Below are 3,898 nucleotides of genomic sequence, written 5' to 3'. Positions count from 1 at the left end.
GGGTTCTTCCGCATATTTGGTGCAGGTCTCCTCTTCGCGTTTCATCGTGAGCGATTGTGCGTTGTCAGGCGGTGGCCAGTAGCCTGTTTCGGAGCAGTGCATATCCTGAACGGCCATACATCTGGCGCTTGATCGTCTTGAGGCGGTTGATCTGTCCTTCGACGGGGCTGGTGCTCCAGGGTTGGGTGATGGCTGCCCGAACAGCCGCGATGTCGCGGCCGATGCCTTCTGCAAGCGAAGCCAGTTCGCTGCTCGAAGCATCCTCGATCCATTGCTCGAGATTCGTATCATCATGCCCCCGTATCAAGGCCGCAAGACGTCGAGCAAGCTCACCGGCGTTGGAAAGCTCCGGCGCAACCTGATGGAGATGGTGAAGGAACCGCTCGGTCTGCTGATCGAGCGATCGAGACTCTTTGCTCAGGAGCCGTGCACAGTTGCGGCGCGAGGGCGGTCGCCATCGCACATTTGGCGCGGACGTCGGTGAGCCTTGCTGGCGGGCAGCAGTCCATCGGTAGATGGTCGTTTTGCTGCCTTCAAAACCGCGGCGCTTGATTTCGGTCCACAATTCCAGCGCGCGGCGTTCACCTTCCTCCCAGCGCTTTTCCAAATAATCTCGGAAAGGATCAACGAGGACGGAGCGCGCGGGTGGCCGCCGGTGCTCAGGCTCACCGCCCGCAGCAAGCCAGCGCTCGACCGTCCTCACGCTCATGCCGATCCGCGGCGCGATCCCGCGCGGCGACAGGCCGTCGGCGCGCAAGTCGAGGATTTCAGCATAGAGTGAACGGCGATGGTTGCGCCGCGCGCGGCGCAGCTGATCAAGCTTTGTAGAAGGCTCTATTGGTGGTTCGAGCTTGGTTTGATCTTCGACCATATCCGCAATCGTGGCCTTTCCAGCGATACCGATCGCCTTGCGATGACGGCAAACAGCCAAATGCAGCGCTTCACCCAGGTTTTGGAGAAGATGAAAACGGTCGGCGACCTGCGTCGCCTCGGGGGCACCACGACGGGCGCCCTCAGAATAAATGCCGGCACGATCGCGCGCGATCACTTCGATGCCGGGATGGCGTCCCAGCCAGGACGCGACCGCATTGGCATTCCGATTCGGCAAAAGATCGATAACGCGATTGCGCTCCAGATCGCAGATGATGGTGCCGTAGCGTTGCCCCTTGCGCCAGGCCCAGTCATCGATGCCGATCACACGCGGCGGCTCTAGCGGCTTGAATTCGGCTGCGCGGATCATCCGTAGCAGCGTGTCTCCGCTGGTCGGCATGCCAAGTCTGTGCGACAGACGTGCGCCCGGCTCGCCGCCGACCGCGAAACCGATCGCCAGTTGCCTGTCGCGGAGACGGGACGTTCGTCTCGCTTTCGGTCGCGCGGTTTCCGGCAACCGCTCAGTAAATATCTGGCGCGGGCACTGCGAATTCGCGCATCGAAAGCGTCGCGCGTTAAGCCGGATCTCGACAATCCGCTCTTGCCACGGCAGATCGGTTAAGCGTCGCACGTAATGGCTGTGGACGCGGCCGGTCTGGCAGCCGCAACCGGGACAGAACGAGACCGCTGACTTCGTCCGAGCCACGAGCATCACCTTGTCGCCCTGGGGAAGGATCTGGACAATCGAAAGCTCGGGGGAGACCAGCGAGCACAAGGAATGGAACAAGGGCGAATCACGGACGTCGACTGCGATTCTGACCTTATGGCCTTATTCGCGCCTTCCGTGAATCCGCCAACTTGCATCAAATATGCGGAAGAACCACGTTGACGACGAGAGGTTCAAGAATCACCTCGGGTGGTAGCATCGTAGAGTTCACGCTGAGCGAATTGCTGGACTCCGAGACCGACCGGCTTCGCAAAACGCATCCTACGAGTGCAGCGAAGCACGATGGGATACCCGTGCCGGGCGCAACGAGCGCAATCTGCGGACCAAGGTCGGCGAGGTGAGCCTAAGGGTACCGAAGCTGCGCCAGCTATTTGGCCGGTGCGGCGGGTGCATATCACTGAGCTGCCGTGGGCATGGAGTATCTCCGTCCATCGAAGCTGAACAAGAAGTTCCGATCGAAGCCTGGCTCAATCGCCCGATTGAGGGCCAGCACCGCTATATCGACGGCATTGTGCTGAAGCGCACCGGGCGGGGGAAGTCCGCAACGGTGAACGGCGATCGGGAAATACTCGGTATCTGCGGAGGGCGAGGCGATTGGAGTGCGCTCCCGACGCATCTCAAGGAGCGTGGGCTCACCGATGCCTGCCAGAGGCATACTGAGAGCGCGGCCGCTTCTTCGTTGAGGCGGCTTGGCAATGCCTTGTTAGCATTGGTGCAGCAACATCTTCAACCACATCCCGTCGACCAAGGTGCGGGCGAACGCGGCCGCGCTCAAGGCGATGCATATCAACGAGGTCGTTGGTGAACGCCTGGACACCGTCTTCTCCGACGCCATAGACCCGGATGGCGCTGTCCTCGATCTCCATTTCATTGGCGACGTCCCGCAGCCAGTCCTCATCTACGCCAAGATCCTCGGCGACGCGATTGATTGTGGTGACGTGATGGACCTTATTGACGTGGGTGGTCATGCGGCTTGAGCGGAGAGCGCTGGCTTCCAATTTCAGGGCAGAAGTTCGTCGAGCCGATGAGCCGGATGGGCGGCAATGCGGGCAAGAACCTTGCGGATCGACGCCGTTCATTTTCGCTGTGACGATCAGGCTGTACATGGCCGCCGCACGCCGTCCACCGCGATCAAAGCCGCAGAACAGCCCGGACTTCCGGCCAAATGCATGCCTCGCAAGCCTCGTTCGGCGGCGTTGTTCGAGAGGCAAACTCGCCCGTCCTCCAGGAACAGCGTGAAGCTCGCCCAACGCTTGAGGATGTAGTTGAACGCCTTGGCCAGGTCTTGGCCGCGGGACAGTTTGGCGAGCTGTTCGCGCATATAGACCTGCAAGTCTTCGATCAAGGGCCGGCTCAGCGTCTGCCGCACCTGAAGGCGCTCCTTGGCGCTCTTGCCGTTGATTGAGCGTTCGATCTCGAACAGCGCGTCGATCCGTCGCACGACCTCAATCGCCATCGGAGAGAGCAGGATTTCCTTTTGCCCGCAGCCTTGCCGCGCATTCTCTTCGATCTCGGCCATGGCGAAGAACGGGCGCCTTCCATGCGACCAGCAGGCAGCTTCGCGGATCGGTCCGGGTTGGTGCCCCGCCAGATAGAACTGGTTGTACCCGTCTAGGCGTCGGCCTGCAGGATGCCGGCATACCGGGCCAGATGTACCTGGGGATGCTCGCCCTTGCGGTCGCGTGAGTAATAGAACATTGCCGCCGGTGGGTCCGCGCCCCCAAACGGTCGGTCGTCCCGGACGTAGATCCAGCACCGGCCCGTGTCGGTCTTGCCCTTGGCCAGCACCGGCACGGTCGTATCATCGGCATGAAGGCGCTCGGCCGCCATCACTTGGGCCTCAAGGCGGCGCAGCAACGGATCTAGCGAGGCACAGACCGCCCCAACGGCATCCGCCATGGTCGACAGTGCGATCGGCACGCCTTCCAGAGCGTAGCGCTCGGCCTGGCGGTTGAGCGGCTGATGCTGACCGAACTTCTCGAACATGATCATGGCCAGGAGGCTCGGGCCAGCCCATCCCCGAGCGATGGCATGGAACGGCGCCGGCGCCCGGCTGATCTTCTCGCAGTCGCGGCAGGAGAACTTCTCCCGGACCGTCTCGATCACCTTCCACTGGCGCGGCACCACTTCCAGCGTCTGCGTCACGTCCTCGCTGAGCTTGCGAAGGCGATTGCTGCCGCAGCATTCACAACCCGTCGGCCCATCGATTACCTCCCGCTCCCGGGGAAGGTGCTCGGGGAAGGTCTGGCGCTCGGCGCGCTTGCGGGTAAATCCCCGCACCGTCGTCGTCTTGGCCACGGC

General features: G+C 62.1%; 2 protein-coding genes and 1 pseudogene. 1 reads left to right on the top strand and 2 read right to left on the bottom strand.

The genetic code is table 11. The features are described from left to right. Positions 1 to 64: 64 nt before the first annotated feature. On the bottom strand, positions 65 to 1,657 hold the full coding sequence (locus AYJ54_RS00865) for an ISL3 family transposase (protein ID WP_082908118.1): 1,593 nt from the start codon (positions 1,655 to 1,657) through the stop codon (positions 65 to 67). 160 nt (positions 1,658 to 1,817) lie between these two features. Here AYJ54_RS00865 and AYJ54_RS53820 point away from each other — a divergent pair, with 160 nt between their 5' ends. Then, positions 1,818 to 2,402, top strand: coding sequence for a transposase (locus AYJ54_RS53820; protein ID WP_136623343.1), 585 nt, complete (start codon positions 1,818 to 1,820; stop codon positions 2,400 to 2,402). A gap of 195 nt (positions 2,403 to 2,597) precedes the next feature. Here AYJ54_RS53820 and tnpC read toward each other — a convergent pair. Next, positions 2,598 to 3,898, bottom strand: a pseudogene (gene tnpC / locus AYJ54_RS00850) (IS66 family transposase); the annotation flags it as partial.

The organism is Bradyrhizobium centrolobii (assembly GCF_001641635.1).
GTDB lineage: Bacteria > Pseudomonadota > Alphaproteobacteria > Rhizobiales > Xanthobacteraceae > Bradyrhizobium > Bradyrhizobium centrolobii.
Note: the sequence above shows the minus strand (reverse complement) of the source record. Positions and strands in the feature narration are given on the sequence as shown.